This window comes from Citrobacter sp. BDA59-3, assembly GCF_015167655.1.
Lineage (GTDB): Bacteria > Pseudomonadota > Gammaproteobacteria > Enterobacterales > Enterobacteriaceae > Phytobacter > Phytobacter diazotrophicus.
On the sequence record NZ_CP063427.1, the window covers coordinates 4310173 to 4329885 of the forward strand.

Annotated in this window: 13 protein-coding genes and 1 CRISPR repeat array; of the genes, 3 read left to right on the forward strand and 10 right to left on the reverse strand. The window is 53.6% G+C overall.

Features of this window, described 5'->3' with window-relative positions:
* The first annotated feature begins 265 nt into the window (after positions 1-265).
* Positions 266-628 (forward strand): 6-carboxytetrahydropterin synthase QueD, encoded by a 363-nt coding sequence (gene queD / locus IP582_RS20300; RefSeq protein WP_039077697.1) that lies wholly within the window; start codon positions 266-268, stop codon positions 626-628.
* Positions 629-681: 53 nt separating this feature from the next.
* Positions 682-1198: direct repeats of the CRISPR family, unit length 29 nt; unit sequence CGGTTTATCCCCGCTCGCGCGGGGAACAC.
* Between the two features lie 264 nt (positions 1199-1462).
* On the opposite strand, the gene queE is transcribed toward queD, so the two are convergent.
* Entirely contained in the window at positions 1463-2134 is a 672-nt protein-coding gene (queE, locus tag IP582_RS20305) for a 7-carboxy-7-deazaguanine synthase QueE (protein ID WP_193794270.1), read from the reverse strand.
* A gap of 417 nt (positions 2135-2551) precedes the next feature.
* On the opposite strand from queE, the gene IP582_RS20310 reads away from it, so the two are divergent.
* On the forward strand, positions 2552-3661 hold the full coding sequence (locus tag IP582_RS20310) for an SDR family oxidoreductase (RefSeq protein WP_193794272.1): 1110 nt from the start codon (positions 2552-2554) through the stop codon (positions 3659-3661).
* A gap of 67 nt (positions 3662-3728) precedes the next feature.
* Here the strand turns inward: IP582_RS20310 and eno are convergent, their stop codons facing one another.
* The 5 genes from eno to rlmD form a co-directional block, all read right to left on the reverse strand.
* Positions 3729-5027 (reverse strand): phosphopyruvate hydratase, encoded by a 1299-nt coding sequence (gene eno / locus IP582_RS20315; RefSeq protein ID WP_039077700.1) that lies wholly within the window; start codon positions 5025-5027, stop codon positions 3729-3731.
* A 78-nt stretch (positions 5028-5105) separates the two neighbouring features.
* Positions 5106-6743 (reverse strand): glutamine hydrolyzing CTP synthase, encoded by a 1638-nt coding sequence (pyrG, locus tag IP582_RS20320; RefSeq protein WP_039077701.1) that lies wholly within the window; start codon positions 6741-6743, stop codon positions 5106-5108.
* A 223-nt stretch (positions 6744-6966) separates the two neighbouring features.
* Positions 6967-7758, reverse strand: coding sequence for a nucleoside triphosphate pyrophosphohydrolase (gene mazG / locus IP582_RS20325; protein WP_193794273.1), 792 nt, complete (start codon positions 7756-7758; stop codon positions 6967-6969).
* Positions 7759-7825: 67 nt separating this feature from the next.
* Positions 7826-10066: a GTP diphosphokinase gene (relA, locus tag IP582_RS20330; RefSeq protein WP_193794275.1), complete on the reverse strand. Its 2241-nt coding sequence runs from the start codon at positions 10064-10066 to the stop codon at positions 7826-7828.
* A gap of 52 nt (positions 10067-10118) precedes the next feature.
* On the reverse strand, positions 10119-11417 hold the full coding sequence (rlmD, locus tag IP582_RS20335; protein ID WP_193794276.1) for a 23S rRNA (uracil(1939)-C(5))-methyltransferase RlmD: 1299 nt from the start codon (positions 11415-11417) through the stop codon (positions 10119-10121).
* 56 nt (positions 11418-11473) lie between these two features.
* Here rlmD and barA point away from each other — a divergent pair, with 56 nt between their 5' ends.
* Positions 11474-14224, forward strand: coding sequence for a two-component sensor histidine kinase BarA (gene barA, locus IP582_RS20340; protein ID WP_193794277.1), 2751 nt, complete (start codon positions 11474-11476; stop codon positions 14222-14224).
* A gap of 49 nt (positions 14225-14273) precedes the next feature.
* Here barA and IP582_RS20345 read toward each other — a convergent pair whose 3' ends face one another.
* The 4 genes from IP582_RS20345 to IP582_RS20360 all read right to left on the reverse strand — a co-directional run bounded on the left by IP582_RS20345 (position 14274) and on the right by IP582_RS20360 (position 19556).
* Positions 14274-15413, reverse strand: a complete 1140-nt coding sequence (locus IP582_RS20345) for a glycerate kinase (RefSeq protein ID WP_071193826.1) — start codon at positions 15411-15413, stop codon at positions 14274-14276.
* Between the two features lie 87 nt (positions 15414-15500).
* Entirely contained in the window at positions 15501-16841 is a 1341-nt protein-coding gene (gene gudD, locus IP582_RS20350; RefSeq protein WP_193794278.1) for a glucarate dehydratase, read from the reverse strand.
* Positions 16842-16860: 19 nt separating this feature from the next.
* On the reverse strand, positions 16861-18201 hold the full coding sequence (locus IP582_RS20355; protein ID WP_039077079.1) for an enolase C-terminal domain-like protein: 1341 nt from the start codon (positions 18199-18201) through the stop codon (positions 16861-16863).
* 2 nt (positions 18202-18203) lie between these two features.
* Entirely contained in the window at positions 18204-19556 is a 1353-nt protein-coding gene (locus IP582_RS20360) for an MFS transporter (RefSeq protein ID WP_039077080.1), read from the reverse strand.
* Between the last annotated feature and the right edge of the window lie 157 nt (positions 19557-19713).

The window sequence follows — 19713 nt, forward strand, 5'->3', positions numbered from 1 at the left end:
AAGCAGAAGAGAAAGTAAGGTTAACGGCGGGGATAATAACAATTAAAGAAAGGTTGGAAATAATAAATAACCAAAAGGACTAACCTGTTTTATTCATAGTTTATAACAGTAAAACAGATTAATTAATCTATTGATTTATAAATGAAAAATACAGGTCATCAGGCAAAGCGTAACGGTTAATCGCTTTTGCCGATTTTAGTTAATGATAAAAAAGGTCATTTCGGCTACCATGCCGCGGTTTTTCTAGCCAGTCAGAGAGTTCAGAATGTCCACCACGTTATTTAAAGATTTCATGTTTGAAGCCGCTCACCGTTTGCCACATGTTCCAGCCGGGCATAAATGCGGTCGTCTTCATGGTCACTCATTTATGGTGCGTCTGGAGATCACCGGCGAGGTGGATCCGCATACGGGCTGGATCATGGATTTTGCTGAGCTTAAGGCGGCGTTCAAACCGACCTATGATCGTCTGGATCACTACTATCTTAATGATATTCCTGGCCTTGAGAACCCGACCAGCGAAGTACTGGCAAAATGGATTTGGGATCAGTTGAAACCCGTCGTTCCGCTGCTGAGCGCCGTGATGATCAAAGAGACCTGTACCGCAGGGTGTATCTACCGCGGCGAGTAATTTCGCTTCTGTGTCGTCAGCGCCTGCGTAAGCCTGTTTCCTTTCCGTTATGGTTATTTATCCCCACTGGCGTGGGGAACACCCTGGCAAAAGACTCATGCAATGCAACCTATTCGGTTTAGCCCCGCTCACGCGGGGAACATTCGCCGTTTACGTGGCCGTATTGCGTCATTTCCGGTTTATCCCCGCTCGCGCGGGGAACACTCTTTGATATGCCCGGCCAGCGATTTGGCGTCCGGTTTATCCCCGCTCGCGCGGGGAACACCAGGCGGGCCGCATTCCAGATAGTACATTTGACGGTTTATCCCCGCTCGCGCGGGGAACACGCGCGCGGAAAATCGGCTGGTTTGATGAATTGCGGTTTATCCCCGCTCGCGCGGGGAACACGTTGCCGATTCAACAAACTGGTGAGATTGTAGCGGTTTATCCCCGCTCGCGCGGGGAACACTAAATTCTCGTTCTTTTTTTGGTGCTCCGGAGCGGTTTATCCCCGCTCGCGCGGGGAACACCATGGTAGGAACCACCAGAATAGGATCGGTGGCGGTTTATCCCCGCTCGCGCGGGGAACACTCTAAATATAACCCATTGAATTATAGAATCATTTATCACAGCTCAAATTCTACCGATTTTATCGACGCAAGCTGAATCATTAACCCATTGAGTATTAATCAAAATAAAAACACACCGCAGGCAAAAGCTGATTTTACCGAACAGCGTTGTTTCACAAACCTATATCCTGTCCGCCGGGCAGGTAAACGAAAACGCCCGGCCATAAGGCCGGGCGGCTCAGGTAATACCTGTCTTGCCGGTGCAATAACACCGGCAGAAACCGAATCAGGCAATATTCAGATACTTATGCGTTTGCATCGACAGTCGCCAGTTGCGGGCGATACAGGTTTCAATACACAAGCGGGTGGCGTCTTCTTTTTGGCTGATAGGCTGCAGTGCAATGACCCGGTGCTTGTCATCGGTCAGTTGCGTCAGTAGCTCATCAAGCGCCTCAATGTCTCGGGTACGTCCAACCGGGTGTTTGATCTCATCGGCGCGCTCCAGCGCCTGCTGGAGGATGTCATAGCCTCCGCGCATATTCACCTTTGGTGACACGGTGACCCAGGTTGCATGAGACGTGCGCACTTCATGAGTACCGCTGGTCTCAATCTGACAACTGAACCCCTGTTTTTCCAGAAGGTGGGTCAATGGAATCAGATCGTGGATACAAGGTTCGCCGCCAGTGATTACCACATGTCGCGCAGTCCAGCCCTGACGCTCAATAATAGCCAGCAGATCTTCACTGCTCGCCGCGCCCCATTTATCGCTCTCTTTGGTCTTGGCCAGAATGCTGTAGAGAGAGACTTCCCGATCTTCAAGCTTATCCCAGGTGTGTTTGGTGTCGCACCATGCGCAACCAACCGGGCATCCCTGTAAACGAATAAAAATGGCGGGAACGCCGGTAAAATAGCCCTCGCCTTGCAAGGTCTGGAACATCTCATTAATCGGGTACTGCATAATCAACTCTGATCGGGGAAAACATTAATTATTACAGATTTCACCCTTGAGGGCGAGTTGAGGCAGGGGTAAATGTTGCGTGATTGTCATCGAAATAAAGTATAAAAATGGGCAATGGATAGCAGGCTTAGCATCATTTTATTTGTAATCAATTATTTCAGAAACGCTCATTTATATAAGAAAACCATTACAATAAAACGCTAAAGCAAAGAATAAAAATACTTTATTTTCAATTAATTATAAATATTTTTATTTTTAATGAATTTATTTCTGCGTTTGCCTGTCCAATTAACCTTGTACCGCATTTAAAGCTTAAAATCACCTTAAGAAATCCATTTATTTCCGCCTCTCTTATTTAAGCATTGTTTAATTTTCGCTGAATACAATCCGCGAATTAACAACAATGAGCATGCGATCATGAAAACTCTACTGATCACCGGCGTCACCGGATTCCTCGGTGGTGCAGTGTTTGAGAAAATACTTAATGATGATAGTCAAATCAACTATTTACTTTTAGTCAGGGCAACGGATAGCCAGGCTGGCGTTGAGCGCGTAAAAGAGAACATGCGCAAATTCAACATCAGCGAATCTATCCTCTCCCGTCTGACCTGCGAACATATCATCATCGGTGATCTGGGTACACCGGAGCAATTTCTGGACGACCCGCGTCTGGACAGTGTCACCCACGTGCTGAACTGCGCAGCCGTGGCCTCTTTTGGCAACAACCCGCTCATCTGGAAAGTGAATGTTGAAGGCACTCTGGCCTTTGCCGGACGTATGGCGAAAGTACAGGGGCTACAGCGTTTCCTGCATGTCGGCACCGCTATGTCGTGTGCGCCAGAAGCCGATTCGCTGGTCTATGAGAGCCAGGAATTCAAAGAAAACGCCGAGCATCTGGTGGAGTACACCCACTCCAAATCCACCATCGAACATCTGATGCGCAAAACCTATCCGGATCTGCCGCTGGTTATCGCACGTCCGTCTATCGTGGTGGGGCATACGCATTACGGCTGCCAGCCCTCAAGCAGTATCTTCTGGGTATTCAGCATGGCGCTGATGCTGCAAAAATTCATGTGCTCACTGGAAGACCGTATTGATGTGGTGCCGGTGGACTATTGCGCCGACGCGTTGATCATGATGCTGAAAAGCGACATCCCGGCGGGTGAGGTCATTCATATCTCCGCAGGCGAAGAGAACAGCGTGAAGTTTTCTGATATTGATGCCGCGATGGCGTCCGCGCTGGAAACGGTGCCGGTTAAAGATGTCTACACGCAGGTTAGCTACGAGACGCTGGTGAAGATGCGCCGTGAATTGAAAAACATCTTCGGCCCCTGCAACGAGCGCTTAATGCTTAAAGCCATGCGTTTGTACGGTGCGTTCGCCATGCTGAATGTCCGCTTTAGCAATGACAAGCTCATAGGGCTGGGCATGCCGAAGCCACCACGCTTTACCGATTATATCGCTCAGTGCGTACAGACCACCCGCGGACTTTCCATTCCGCAGCAAATGGCCGTCGATTTTAAATAACGGCTATTGCAGGTAAAAAAAAATGCCAGCCCGAAGGCTGGCATTTTCATTTCAGAGAAAGACAGGCTTATGCCTGACCTTTGATCTCTTTACGACCGTTGTACGGCGCTTGTTCACCCAGAGCTTCTTCGATACGAATCAACTGGTTGTATTTAGCAACGCGGTCAGAACGGCTCATAGAGCCAGTTTTGATCTGGCCAGCAGCGGTACCAACAGCCAGGTCAGCGATGGTAGCGTCTTCAGTTTCGCCAGAACGGTGAGAGATGACAGCAGTGTAGCCAGCGTCTTTCGCCATTTTGATCGCAGCCAGAGTTTCGGTCAGAGAACCGATCTGGTTGAATTTGATCAGGATGGAGTTAACGATGCCTTTTTCGATGCCTTCTTTCAGGATCTTGGTGTTAGTTACGAACAGGTCGTCACCAACCAGCTGGATTTTGTCGCCCAGAACTTTGGTCTGGTAAGCAAAGCCAGCCCAGTCAGACTCGTCCAGACCATCTTCGATGGACACGATCGGGTACTGTTTGGTCAGGTCTTCCAGGAAGTGAGTGAATTCTTCGGAGGTGAATGCTTTGTTGCCTTCGCCAGCCAGAACGTATTTACCGTCTTTGTAGAATTCAGAAGCCGCGCAGTCCATCGCCAGAGTGATGTCTTTGCCCAGCTCGTAACCCGCAGCTTTAACAGCTTCTGCGATAACAGCCAGCGCTTCAGCGTTGGAACCCAGGTTCGGCGCATAGCCGCCTTCGTCACCAACAGCCGTGTTCATACCTTTGGATTTCAGAACTTTAGCCAGGTTATGGAACACTTCTGAACCCATACGTACCGCTTCTTTCAGGGATTTCGCGCCAACCGGCTGAATCATGAATTCCTGAATGTCTACGTTGTTGTCAGCGTGCTCACCACCGTTGATGATGTTCATCATCGGAACCGGCATGGAGTATTTGCCCGGGGTGCCGTTCAGTTCAGCGATGTGTGCGTACAGCGGCAGGCCTTTAGAGGCAGCAGCAGCTTTAGCAGTCGCCAGAGAAACAGCCAGGATTGCGTTAGCACCGAAGTTAGATTTGTTTTCAGTACCGTCCAGGTCGATCATGATCTTGTCAATGCCAGCCTGATCTTTGGCATCTTTGCCCAGGATTGCCTGAGCGATCGGGCCGTTAACCGCGCCAACCGCTTTCAGTACGCCTTTACCCATGAAGCGGGATTTGTCGCCATCACGCAGTTCCAGCGCTTCGCGGGAACCGGTAGAAGCACCTGACGGAGCAGCTGCCAGACCAACGAAACCACCTTCCAGGTGTACTTCGGCTTCAACAGTCGGGTTACCACGGGAGTCGATGATTTCACGACCGATGACTTTAACGATTTTGGACATTAGGATTTCCTCAGTACAAGTTAAACTAAAACTCCAGACAAACAGTGCACCCATTTGGGTGCACTGCCGTTCTAACTCTTACTTCGCCTGACGCTTCTGGTACTCACTGGCGGCTTTCACGAAGCCTGCAAACAGTGGGTGCCCATCACGCGGCGTAGAAGTAAATTCCGGGTGGAACTGACAAGCGACAAACCACGGATGATTTGGCACCTCGATGATCTCGACCAACTGATCATCGCCGGAACGGCCTGCAACACGCAGACCCGCAGCTTCAATTTGTTTCAACAGCAGATTGTTCACTTCATAGCGATGGCGATGGCGTTCGACAATGGTCGGCTCGCCATACAGTTGACGGACCAGGCTGTCGTCGCCAAGCTGGCACTGCTGTGCGCCGAGGCGCATGGTGCCACCGAGATCGCTCTTTTCCGAACGTACTTCAATCTTGCCTTCTTCATCACGCCATTCGGTAATGAGCGCCACAACCGGGTACTTACAGTCTGGCACAAATTCCGTCGAGTTGGCGTTCTCCATACCTGCAACGTTGCGAGCAAATTCGATCAGCGCAACCTGCATCCCCAGGCAGATGCCCAGATAAGGAATATTGTTTTCACGCGCGTAGCGTGCAGTGGCGATCTTACCTTCCACACCGCGATAACCGAAACCGCCAGGGATCAGGATAGCATCCAGACCTTTCAGAATTTCGACACCACGTGTTTCAACATCTTGTGAATCGATCAGTTTGATGTTGACGGTAACACGATTTTTCAGGCCACCGTGTTTCAGCGCTTCGATAACTGACTTATAGGCATCCGGCAGTTCAATGTACTTACCGACCATACCGATGGTGACTTCGTCTACCGGGTTCGCCTGCTGGTAAATAACCTGTTCCCATTCGGCCAGATTTGCTTCCGGGCAGTTCAAGCTGAATCGTTTACAAATATAATCGTCCAGCCCCTGCGATTTCAACAGGCCCGGAATTTTATAAATGGAATCGACGTCTTTAAGGGAGATAACCGCCTTTTCTGGAACATTACAGAACAAAGCAATCTTTGCACGCTCGTTTGCCGGCACGGCACGATCGGAACGACAAATCAGAATGTCAGGCTGAATACCGATAGAAAGCAGCTCTTTTACTGAGTGCTGAGTCGGCTTGGTTTTGACTTCGCCCGAAGCGGCCATGTAAGGCACCAGCGTCAGGTGCATATACAGTGTGCGTTCGCGCCCCACTTCAACGGCCATCTGGCGAATCGCTTCGAGGAACGGCAGCGATTCTATATCACCTACGGTACCGCCGATTTCCACCAGCACCACATCATGGCCTTCACCGCCTTCGATGATGCGCTCTTTGATAGCATTGGTAATGTGCGGAATAACCTGAACAGTCGCGCCCAGGTAGTCGCCACGGCGCTCTTTGCGCAGCACTTCGGAATAGATACGGCCAGTCGTGAAGTTGTTACGACGGGTCATCTTGGTGCGGATGAAACGCTCATAGTGACCCAGGTCCAGATCGGTTTCAGCGCCGTCTTCGGTAACGAACACTTCCCCGTGTTGGATTGGGCTCATGGTACCCGGATCGACGTTGATATACGGATCCAGTTTCATCATGGTCACATTGAGGCCACGGGCTTCAAGAATGGCTGCGAGGGAGGCTGCGGCAATGCCTTTACCCAGAGAGGATACGACCCCGCCGGTCACAAAAATATAGTTCGTTGTCATGCTGAACCTGAGAAGTTAGGGTGAAACGATGGAATAACCAGGACGGGAAAGTAGTATACCTGAACAGGGCGTGCCTCACAAACTTTCATTCTCACCCCTTATCCCTAACCTCACCTGTAATAAGGAGTGAGAAAATAGCCACTTTCAGCAAAATGATTTTGACGTAAATCAAGCGCTTGTTATTTAAAAAATCATACAAATCGCACTTGAAAGCATAATATCTTTAGATATCAGTTTCCTGGCGTTTTACCTGCTGCCATACCTCTTCCATCGCTTCCAGGTCGATTCCGCTCATTTCCAGGCCGCGAGCGGCAACGATCCGCTCAACTTCGCGGAAACGACGTTCAAATTTCAGGTTCGCTTTTTGCAAGGCGACTTCCGCTTTCACCCCCAGATGACGCGAAAGATTGACCGTTGCGAACAACAAGTCGCCCATCTCTTCTTCCAGTTTCGCCTCATCCACGACAGCCTGTTTTGCCTCATCCATCACTTCGTCGATTTCTTCGTAGACTTTGTCCAGCACCGGCCCCAGGGAGGTCCAGTCAAAGCCCACGGTTGCGCAGCGCTTCTGGATTTTGTGGGCACGCATCAATGCCGGAAGGCTATGGGGAATGTCATCCAACGCGGAATGCTGTGACTTTTCGGCGCGCTCAGCGCTTTTAATCTGCTCCCAGCGGGCCAGCACTTCACTGCTGTTTTCCGCCTGCGCGTCACCAAAAATATGCGGATGACGGCGCTCCAGCTTGTTACTGATGGCCGCACACACATCGTCGAAGTTGAACAGATTTTGCTCCTGGGCCATTTGTGCATAAAACACCACCTGGAACAGTAAATCGCCTAATTCGCCGCGTAAATCGTCGAAATCCTCGCGGGAAATTGCATCCAGCACTTCGTACGTCTCTTCCAGGGTATAGGGTGCGATGGTGGCAAAGGTCTGTTCTTTATCCCACGGACAGCCATTTTCCGGGTCGCGCAGACGTTGCATGATGCCCAGCAGGCGGGTGATTTGAGTCATAGTTCTGTCCTGATGAAAAAAATGCCGGGTGGCGGCGTCGCCTTACCCGGCCTAAAGAAGAGTGGATTTAACCGCCGTGCAATCGACGCGCGTCGATAACGTCCGGCACCTGGTTCAGCTTGCCAAGCACACGGCCCAGCACCTGCAGGTTGTAGATTTCGATATTCATATCGATAGTGGCCAGTTGCTCTTTGGTATCGCTGCGGCTGGCGACGCCCAGAACGTTAACTTTCTCGTTAGCGAGAATGGTCGTGATATCGCGCAGCAATCCGCTGCGATCGTTGGCGGTCACACGCACCACCAGCGAGTAACCTGCCGAGTAGCTTTCCCCCCACACTGCATCGACGATGCGCTCAGGCGCGTGGGTGCGCAGCTCTTCGAGTTGGTCACAGTCCGCCCGGTGAATAGAAATCCCACGGCCCTGGGTGATAAAACCAACAATGTCATCACCGGGGATCGGCTGGCAGCAGCGTGCAATGTGATGCATCAGGTTGCCCACCCCTTCCACCACTACCCGGCCATTATCTTTGCTACGGTTTTGCGGCGCGTAGGTCTTCTGCTGCAACTGTTTCAGTGCCGCGGCATCCTGCTCTTCCGCGCTCGGCTTGTTGAACTGCGACTGCAGGAAGTTGACCATCTGGTTGAGGCGAATATCGCCGCCGCCAATCGCCGCCAGCAGTTCTTCCAGATCGTTAAAGTTGTAACGCGGCAGTAGCTGTTTTTCCGCCTCTTTCAGGCTGATACCGAGATGTGCCAGCTCGTCATCAAGGATCTGACGACCTGCCAGGACGTTTTTATCCCGATCCTGCTTACGGAACCAGGCATGGATTTTGGAACGGCCACGGCTGGTAGTAACGTACCCCAGGTTCGGGTTCAGCCAGTCACGACTCGGGTTCGGCTGCTTCTGGGTGATGATTTCTATCTGATCGCCCATCTGCAACTGGTAGGTGAACGGTACGATACGTCCGCTGATTTTCGCCCCAATGCAACGGTGCCCCACATCGCTATGGATATGGTAAGCGAAGTCGAGCGGCGTGGAGCCGGCAGGCAAGTCCACCACATCGCCTTTCGGCGTAAATACATAGACCCGATCATCGAACACCTGGCTGCGTACCTCGTCGAGCATTTCGCCCGAATCGGCCATCTCTTCTTGCCAGGCAATCAGTTTACGCAACCACGCGATGCGGTCTTCATAACCACGCCCGCCGCTGTTGGTGCCTGTCGTTGCGCCCTCTTTGTACTTCCAGTGCGCGGCCACGCCCAGCTCGGCGTCTTCATGCATCTGCCGGGTACGAATCTGGATTTCTACGGTTTTCCCTCCCGGCCCTAAAACTACCGTATGGATAGACTGGTAGCCGTTCGGTTTCGGATTCGCGACATAATCATCGAACTCATCCGGCAGGTGGCGATAATGGGTGTGGACGATACCGAGCGCGGCATAGCAATCCTGCAGACGCTCGGCAACGATGCGTACCGCCCGGACATCAAACAGTTCATCGAAGGCGAGATGCTTCTTCTGCATTTTGCGCCAGATGCTGTAGATATGCTTAGGACGGCCGTAAACCTCGGCTTTTACGCCCTCTTCTTTCATTTCTGAACGCAGGTGCCCAACAAACTCTTCGATGTAGTGTTCGCGGTCGATACGGCGCTCATGCAGCAATTTGGCGATGCGTTTATATTCCGCCGGATGCAGATAGCGGAAGCAGTAATCTTCCAGTTCCCATTTGAGCTGGCCGATCCCTAAGCGGTTGGCCAGCGGCGCGTAGATGTTTGTACACTCTTTCGCCGCCAGCACGCGTTCGTCTTCCGGCGCTTCTTTCACTTCACGCAGATGGGCAATACGTTCGGCAATCTTGATGACGACACAGCGGAAATCGTCCACCATCGCCAGCAGCATACGCCGCACGTTATCCACCTGCTCAGAGGAGACGGAATCGGTATGGGTGGCTTTCAACTGCCGAATAGCCGCCATATCCCGGACGCCATGGATAAGCTCGACAATCGATTTGCCCACGCTTTCACGCAGGGTATCTTCACTGACGACATCGGCATCTGCCAGCGGGAACAGCAGCGCCGCTCGCAGCGTATCGAGATCCATACTGAGCATGGAGAGGATTTCCACCATCTCAACACCGCGCCATAACAGCAGATCGGCGTGAGGATGTCCCTGTGTTTGTTGCAGACAATATTCCCAGGTTTCGGCTAAGCGTTCACACGACGGCTGGCTGGAAATACCCAGACTGGCGATCCACTTCTTAGGATCGAATTCACCCGCTTTGTTTAAATGCGCACTTCTTACCGCAACCATTGTCCTCTCCTTTAAGGGACCGAGCCTGTCGAACTCGACAAGCCGAAATTAATCACTTGTGCTCGAATAACACCATGGATTCCAGATGCCCAGTGTGCGGGAACATATCCAGCATCGCCAGCCGCTTAATCTGGTAACCCGCATTGACTAACGCTTCGCTGTCACGTGCGAGCGTCGCCGGATTACAGGAAACATACACTACTTTGCCGGGCGCTAATTTTACAATGTATTGCATAACACCAGCGGCACCCGCACGCGCGGGATCAAGAAGTATTTTATCAAAACCCTGACGCGCCCACGGCTGCTTTGTGACATCTTCTTCCAGATTTTCGTGAAAAAAGGTCACGTTCTGCAAACCATTTTGTCGGGCATTTTCACGCCCTTTCGCGACCAGTTCGCCAACCCCTTCAACGCCCACCACGCTTGCCGCCCTTTTTGCCAGCGGCAAGGTAAAGTTGCCCATTCCACAGAAAAGATCCAGTACGCGATCGTCCGGCTGCACATCCAGCCATGACAGCGCACGGGCAACCATTTGCTGATTTACGCCGTCATTGACCTGAATAAAATCCCGCGGGCTGAACGTTAAGCGTAGCCCGTCAGAGTTATACCAGGGAGATTCTCCTGTAACCTGTTCAAGTATCTCGCTTTCGGGTGCCAGAAAAAGCGCCAGTCCCTCGGAATGCGAAAAGCGTTCCAGTTTTTCCCGGTCAGCAGCACTCAGCGGCGCGGTATGGCGCAAAACCATCAGCGGACCATTATCCGCCAACACCAGTTCAACATGCCCCAAATGGCGCACCGCTTTTAAGCTCGCCAGACAAGTGTGCAAGGGCGCAAGTAATGCCTCAAGACGGGGCACCAGGACCGGGCAGCGTGAGACGTTAATGATGTCGCTGGCATTTGCCTTACGAAACCCCATCTCCAGACGCTGAGTTTTAGGCTGCCAGCTTAGACTCAGGCGCGCCCGACGCCGATAGGCCCAGGGCGACGCGCAGATAACCTCTTCGACATCGTGCTTCATTAAACGGGCAAGGGCGGCGCTTTTGCTGCGCTGTTGCAGGGCCACGCTCGCATGCTGCTGCTGGCAGCCGCCGCAGACCCCGAAATGAGGACATACCGGCGCAACACGGTCAGGACTGTCGTTCAGACGGCGTTTTACTTCACCGCGCGCAAACTGTCGCTTGTCTTCAATCAGGGTAATTTCCGCCGTTTCTTGCGGCAACAATCCGGGGATAAACAACGCCTTACCATTATGTCGCGCAACCCCCTGCCCAAAGGGATCGAGGTCGTTTACTGTGACAGTTATGATCTGACGCGTCGTCACGCGCCGTTTTGCAGAGTAGAATTGCGCCATTGCCGAGAATTTTCTCAATTACAGATAATGACCACATTCTCCCATAACGGAACCCCATGACCAACTACAGCCTGCGTGCGCGCATGATGATCCTGATCCTCGCCCCGACCGTATTGATCGGTGTGCTGTTGAGTATCTTCTTCGTCGTTCACCGCTATAACGACTTACAGCGTCAACTGGAAGACGCAGGTGCCAGTATTATTGAACCGCTCGCCGTCTCCAGCGAATACAGCATGACGTTGCAGGACCGTGAGGCTATTGGGCAACTGATTAGCGTATTGCACCGTCGCCATTCCGAAATCGTGCGCGGTATTTCCATTTATGATGAGCAAAATCATCTGTTCGTCACCTCAAATTTTCAGCTCGATCCGGGTGAGTTACGCCTTGCTGACGGGTCGGCGCTCCCCCGGCGATTAAGCGTAACGCGTAAGGGAGACCTGATGATCCTGCGCACGCCAATCATCTCGGAGGGTTACTCGCCGGATGAGTCCGCCATATCCGACGCCAAGCCCGCCGGTAATATGCTGGGGTATGTGGCGCTGGAGCTGGATCTCAAATCCGTTCGTCTGCAACAGTACAAAGAAATTTTCATCTCAAGCCTGATGATTTTGTTCTGTATCGGTATTGCGCTCATTTTCGGCTGGCGACTCATGCGCGATGTCACCGGGCCGATTCGCAATATGGTTAACACGGTGGACCGTATCCGCCGGGGCCAACTGGACAGCCGGGTGGAGGGGTTTATGCTCGGCGAGCTGGACATGCTTAAGAACGGCATTAATTCGATGGCAATGTCGCTGGCGGCCTATCACGAAGAGATGCAGCACAATATCGATCAGTCCACCTCGGATCTGCGCGAAACCCTGGAGCAGATGGAGATCCAGAACGTTGAACTGGACCTGGCGAAAAAGCGCGCCCAGGAAGCGGCGCGTATTAAATCTGAGTTTCTGGCCAATATGTCGCACGAGCTGCGTACGCCACTCAACGGGGTGATCGGTTTCACCCGCCTGACGCTGAAATCGGAGCTGAATCCCACCCAGCGCGATCATATGCTGACCATCGAACGCTCGGCCAACAACCTGCTGGCTATCATCAATGATGTGCTCGATTTTTCGAAACTTGAAGCCGGGAAACTGATTCTGGAGAGTATCCCGTTCCCGTTACGCAGCGCGCTGGATGATGTGGTGACGTTGCTGGCGCACTCCGCCCATGATAAGGGGCTGGAGCTGACGCTAAATATCAAAAATGATGTACCGGATAACGTCATTGGCGACCCGCTGCGCCTGCAACAGGTGATCACCAATCTGGTGGGCAATGCCATCAAATTCACCGAAAACGGTAATATCGATATCCACGTTGAACGGCGCTCGATAAGTAACAATAAAGTGCAAATTGAGGTGCAAATCCGCGATACCGGGATTGGTATTCCGGAGCGGGATCAGTCGCGCCTGTTCCAGGCATTCCGCCAGGCCGATGCCAGTATTTCACGTCGACACGGCGGTACCGGCCTGGGGTTGGTTATCACCCAACGATTGGTTAACGAAATGGGTGGCGACATCTCTTTCCACAGCCAGCCTAATCGCGGCTCCACCTTCTGGTTCCACATCAACCTGGACCTGAACCCGAACGCGATTTCCGAAGGCCCTGTTACCGGTTGTCTGGCGGGTAAACGCCTTGCCTATATCGAACCGAACGCCGCCGCGGCACAAAGCACGTTGGATGTACTGAGCACCACACCGCTCGAGGTGATTTACAGTCCGTCGTTCTCAGCGCTGCCGCCGGATCACTATGACATTCTGCTGTTGTCTGTTCCGGTCACCTTCCATGAACCGCTGACCATGCGGCATGAGAAACTCGCTGCCGCCGCGGCGATGACCGATCATCTGCTGCTGGCGCTGCCCTGCCACGCCCAGATTAACGCCGAAGCGCTGAAACAAGATGGCGCGGCGGCTTGTCTGCTCAAACCGTTAACCTCAACGCGACTGCTGCCCGCCCTGACAGAGTATTGCTGTTCAACCCGTCAGATGGACTCGGTAGATATGAGCAAGCTACCGATGACGGTGATGGCGGTGGATGACAACCCTGCCAACCTGAAATTGATCGGCGCGCTGCTTGAAGATCAGGTGCAACAGGTTGAATTGTGCGACAGCGGACCTCAGGCGGTGGAAAGGGCCAGGCAGATGCAGTTCGATCTCATTTTGATGGATATTCAGATGCCAGGCATGGACGGTATCCGCGCCTGTGAGTTGATTCACCAGCTTCCGCATCAACAGCAAACGCCGGTGATTGCGGTGACCGCCCATGCTATGGCGGGGCAGAAAGAGAAGCTGCTGAGCGCAGGCATGAACGACTATCTGGCAAAACCGATTGAAGAAGACAAGCTTTACAATTTGCTGCTGCGCTACAAGCCTGGCGCGCTGGTCAGTAATGTTGTTGCAGCGCCGGAGCCTGTCGAACCCGACGTGCCGGCGGACGTGACGCTGGACTGGCAACTGGCGCTGCGTCAGGCGGCGGGAAAACCGGATCTGGCGCGCGAGATGCTGCAAATGCTGGTGGCTTTCCTGCCTGAGATTCGCAACAAAGTGGAAGAACAACTGGTTGGCGAGGCGCCAGAAGGGTTGCTGGATCTGATTCACAAACTACACGGAAGCTGTGGTTACAGCGGCGTACCGCGGCTGAAAAACCTCTGTCAGCTTATTGAGCATCAGTTACGCAGCGGTGTGCCTGCTGAGGAACTGGAACCGGAGTTTCTGGAACTGCTTGATGAGATGGACAACGTCACCCGCGATGCCCGTAAAATGATGGGATAATCCTGATACCCTCTCCCACAAGAGAGGGTAATAACCAGGACAAAGCGTTTTATCTGCCCTGCCCAATTTTCAGTACAGCCGCCACGTTACGCGCGGTCATACGTACGTTTTCACCGGCGTTGGCCAGCGCATCTTCCAGCGTACAAATTTTATAAATCACGCTGAAAACCGCATCGATACCGTGATCGTGCACAACACCCACATCCGCCGTCAAACTACCCGCAATGCCAATAACCGGCACGTTATAGCGTTTCGCCACTTTCGCAACGCCAACCGGCACTTTGCCGTGCACCGTCTGGCTATCAATACGACCTTCGCCAGTGATCACCAGGTCGGCATCAGCAACATGTTTATCCAGCGCTAACGCATCGGTCACGATTTCAATACCCTGACGCAGTTCCGCGCCGCAGAATGCGTACAGCGCAGCACCCATTCCCCCTGCCGCGCCACCACCGGCAAGGTTCAGCACATCCTGATCCAGATCGCGGGCAATGATCTTCGCATAGTGCCCCAGCGCCTGATCCAGTCGGGCGATCATTTTCGGTGTCGCGCCTTTTTGCGGGCCGAAGATTGCCGAAGCTCCCTCTTTACCCGTCAGCGGGTTCGTCACATCGCAGGCCACTTCAATGCGGCACTGCGCAAGACGTTTGTCCAGCTCACGAATATCGATCCTGGCGAGCGTTTCCAGTGCCGCACCGCCCGGCCCAATCTGCTGGTCTTCGTTATCCAGCAATTTCGCCCCCAGCGCCTGCACCATCCCCGCTCCACCGTCGTTGGTGGCGCTGCCGCCAATCCCGATGATGATATGCTTTACGCCTGCATCCAGCGCATGGCGAATCAGCTCGCCGGTTCCCCATGAGGTGGTGACAAGCGGATCGCGTTGCGCGGGTGGCACCAGTTCAAGGCCACTTGCCGCCGCCATCTCGATAAACGCACATTTTTCGTCGCCTGACAGGCCATAAAATCCGTCGACGTGTTCGCCAAGCGGGCCTTTAACTGTAACCGAAACGATGCGCCCGCAGGTCGCGGCAACCATGGCTTCAACCGTCCCTTCTCCGCCATCCGCAACCGGCAGTTTTACATATTCAGCCGTCGGGAAAATTTCGCGAAACCCGCTTTCAATCGCGGTCGCCACATCCAGAGCACTCAAACTTTCTTTATAAGAGTCAGGTGCGATAACTATTTTCATAAGCCATCCTTACGCATATTCACTGCCGCAAGCATATACCCGGAAGCTTCTGGAAAATGCCAGCCCGGGCATGGGCTGGCAATTCCATTAACGCACCATGCAAGGACGTTTGTTGTCGAACGTCCAGCCGGGGATAAGGTACTGCATCCCCATTGCATCGTCGCGCGCGCCCAGACCGTGTTTCTGATACAGCTCGTGCGCCTTCATCACCTGATCCATATCCAGCTCCACGCCCAGACCCGGCGTTGTCGGCACCTGCACCATCCCGCCTTTAATCTCAAACGGCTCCCGGGTCAGACGCTGGTTGCCTTCCTGCCAGATCCAGTGGGTGTCGATGGCGGTGATTTTACCCGGCGCCGCGGCCGCCACATGGGTGAACATCGCCAGCGAGATGTCGAAGTGGTTGTTGGAGTGGGAGCCCCAGGTCAGGCCAAACTCGTGGCACATCTGCGCCACACGCACGGAGCCCTGCATGGTCCAGAAGTGCGGGTCCGCCAGCGGGATATCCACCGACTGCAGCGACAGCGTGTGCCCCATCTGACGCCAGTCGGTGGCAATCATGTTGGTGGCGGTCGGCAGGCCGGTGGCACGGCGGAACTCCGCCATCACTTCACGCCCGGAGAAGCCCTGCTCCGCGCCGCACGGGTCTTCCGCATAGGCCAGCGAGCCTTTCAGGTACTTACCGATTTTTATGGCTTCGTTCAGGGACCAGGCGCCGTTCGGGTCGAGGGTGACGCGGGCCTGCGGGAAGCGCTTCGCCAGGGCGACAATGGATTCCGCTTCTTCTTCACCGGCCAGCACGCCGCCCTTCAGTTTGAAGTCATTGAAGCCGTATTTTTCATACGCGGCTTCCGCCAGACGCACCACGGCATCCGGGGTCATCGCCTCGTCATGACGCAGACGGTACCAGTCGCATTTGTCATCCGGCTGGCTCTGGTAGGGCAGCGGCGTCGCCTTACGGTTGCCGACGAAGAACAGGTAGCCGAGCATTTCCACTTCGCTGCGCTGCTGGCCGTCACCGAGCAGGGAGGCGACGTTGACGCCCAGGTGTTTGCCCAGCAGGTCGAGCATCGCGGCTTCAATGGCGGTGACCACGTGGATGGTGGTGCGCAGGTCAAAAGTCTGCAGGCCGCGGCCCGCGGCGTCGCGGTCAGCAAAGGCGCAGCGCACCTCATTGAGGACATTTTTGTAGGCGCCGAGGGTTTTGCCGACAATCAGCGGCGTCGCGTCTTCCAGAGTCTGGCGGATTTTTTCGCCGCCGGGGACTTCGCCGACGCCGGTGTTGCCGGCGTTGTCGGTGATAATAACGATGTTACGGGTGAAGAACGGCGCATGCGCACCGCTCAGGTTCATCAGCATGCTGTCATGCCCGGCGACCGGGATGACCTTCACTGACGTAACAACAGGAGTCGAACTTTGAGCGCTCATATTTTATCCTTTTACTCTGTCACTGACGTCCAAATACCGGGCGTTTTCTGTCAAATTTCCAGCCGGGGATCAGGTATTGCATCGGACCAGCATCGTTACGCGCACCGCCTGGCAGGCTTTTGTAGATGGCATGGGCTTTTTCAATCTGCGCCCAGTCAATCTCCACGCCGAGCCCTGGCGCATCCGGTACCGCAATCTGCCCACCTTTGATTTCCAGCGGCTGTTTCGTCAGGCGCGCCTCGCCTTCCTGCCAGATCCAGTGGGTGTCGATGGCCGTCGGATTACCCGGCGCCGCCGCGCCAACGTGGGTGAACATCGCCAGTGAAATATCGAAGTGGTTATTGGAGTGGCAACCCCAGGTCAGACCCCAGTCATCACACAGTTGCGCCACTCGTACCGCCCCGGAGAGCGTCCAGAAGTGCGGGTCCGCAAGAGGGATGTCTACCGCATTCAGCATTACAGAGTGGCCCATTTCACGCCAGTTAGTGGCGATCATGTTGGTGGCAACGGGCAGACCGGTGGCGCGACGGAATTCCGCCATCACTTCACGCCCGGAGAAGCCCTGCTCTGCGCCACACGGATCTTCCGCGTAGGTCAATACATCCTGGAGGCCTTTGCACAGTTCAATGGCTTCATCAAGCAGCCAGGCACCGTTCGGGTCCACGGTGATACGCGCATCCGGGAAGCGTTTTTTCAGAGCGCGGGCCGCGTCAATTTCCTGCTCGCCCGGCAGCACGCCGCCTTTCAGTTTGAAGTCTTTAAAACCGTAACGGTCCTGAGACGCCTCGGCCAGACGCACAACCGCGTCGCTGTTCATCGCTTCCTGATGACGCAGACGGTACCAGTCGTGATTGCCGTCGGTTTTATCAAGGTATGGCAGGTCGGTTTTGGTGCGGTCGCCGATATAGAACAGATACCCCAGGACAGTTACGGCATCACGCTGTTTGCCCGGCCCCAGCAGCTCGCAGACCGGCACGTTCAGCGCTTTACCTAACAGGTCGAGCAGTGCGGCTTCGAGTGCGGCTACGGCATTAACGCGCAGTTCAAACGTCCATGCGCCTTTGCCAAAATTATCGAAATCGCTCGCCTGATTACCCTTATGAACGCGCTGAACCACTTTGTTCAGCCGCGCCACCTCCTGCCCCAGCACCATCGGAATAGCATCCACCAGCGTCTGGTAAATCACTTCCCCGCCCGGTGCTTCGCCAACGCCGGTGTTACCGGCGTTGTCTGTCAGTACTACGATGTTACGTGTGAAATAAGCGTTATGCGCACCGCCAATGTTCAATAACATGCTGTCATGACCGGCAACCGGAATGACTTTCATATCTGTAATGACGGGGCTTGCTTGCGTACTCATAATTATCGTCCTGTGACAGGTTTCAATTCGATACGTTTGATATCTCCCACCAATACCAGGTAGCTCAGTACTGCCACCAGAGCATGGATACCAACGTAGATCAGCGCGCCGTTAAATGAGCCTGTAGTCCCAACGATGTAACCGATAGCAATCGGGGTAACGATACCGGAGATGTTACCGAACATATTGAACAGACCACCGCTCAGACCGCTGATTTCCTTCGGCGCCGTGTCAGCCATAACAGCCCAGCCCAACGCACCGATGCCTTTACCGAAGAACGCCATGGACATGAAACCGATAATCATCCATTCAACGTCGGTGTAGTTACAGAACACCATCACCATGGAGAGCAACATGCCAAGTACGATGGGGGTTTTACGTGCAATATTCAGAGAACCCGTACGACGCATTAACCAGTCAGAGATAATCCCGCCGAGCACCCCACCCGCAAAGCCGCAAATTGCCGGGATGGACGCGATAAAGCCCGCTTTCAAAATAGACATACCGCGAGCCTGAACCAGGTAAACCGGGAACCAGGTGATAAAGAAGTATGTCAGGGCGTTGATGCAATACTGCCCCAGGTAAACACCAATCATCATACGGGAGCCAAGCAGTTGCTTGATCTGACCCCATTTTTCGCTGAACGGGACTTTCGCTTTCCCGCTTTTCTGATCCATGTTGATCAGTGCGCCGCCTTCTGCGATGTATTCGAGCTCTTTCTTGTTCACCTTCGGATGCTGGTTCGGTTCGTAAATCACTTTCAGCCAAATGAAGCTGATAACGATGCCCAGACCACCCATAAAGAAGAACACATGCGACCAACCCACTTCATGGGTTAACCAACCCATAATCGGGGCGAAAATTACCGTTGCGAAGTACTGTGCGGAGTTGAAAATGGCGACTGCCGTACCCCTTTCCTGTGCCGGGAACCAGGCCGCGACGATGCGACTGTTACCTGGGAAGGATGGCGATTCGGCCAGCCCTACCAGGAAGCGCAGGGTGAACAGCGCGACGATGATGCCGAAGCCACTGAATACATCGACAAACCCTTGCAGCAGGGTAAACAGGGACCAAATGAAAATGGACCAGAAATAAACACGTTTGGAACCGAAGCGGTCAAGCAGCCAGCCCCCCGGAATCTGCCCTATAACATAGGCCCAGGAAAACGCGGAGAAAACATAACCCATACCGATTGGATCAAGGCCGATATCTTTGGCCATTTCTGACCCGGCGATTGACAGCGTGGCGCGGTCACCGTAGTTGAAGGATGTGACGATAAACAACATCACCACTATCCAGTAGCGAGCATTGGTACGCTTTTCAGCGCTGCTCGCTGCTTGGCTTAATGTACTCATTGTTGTACTCCCGAAGCATAAATGTTCATGTACATTCATCCGGAACAGGACAACCTGTAGGGGTGAACCGAATGATGTATTTGTGTTTTTTGCAGTTTTACTGCCGGGTCGCTATTCCCTGCGTACTGCGTTTTTTTAACTTGCGGGAAAAGTATAA